Here is a 213-nt window from a genome sequence, read left to right as displayed (position 1 = left end):
GAGATCGACATCAACCTCGAGCATGTAACTGATCGCCTTGGCCGCGTCATCGACAAATGGATCTGCGGTTGCGATCAGTATGCGCCGTCCGTCAAACGAAATCGGCAGCAGCCGGTTAGCCTTTAGAAACGGAAGTTTCAACCGATCTGCAAGCACCGGTTGATCTGGAACATTGTCGCTGCCGACCAGGGGAAGCCTGCAATAAGTTGCATA

General features: G+C 53.1%; 1 pseudogene. It reads right to left on the bottom strand.

The features are described 5' to 3' along the window. Positions 1–213: pseudogene (locus KJQ96_RS39890) on the bottom strand (hypothetical protein); the annotation flags it as partial.

The organism is Bradyrhizobium sp. sGM-13, assembly GCF_018398875.1.
Lineage (GTDB): Bacteria > Pseudomonadota > Alphaproteobacteria > Rhizobiales > Xanthobacteraceae > Bradyrhizobium.
The sequence above is the reverse complement of the archived record's forward strand: the minus strand, read 5'-3'. Positions and strand labels throughout refer to the sequence as shown.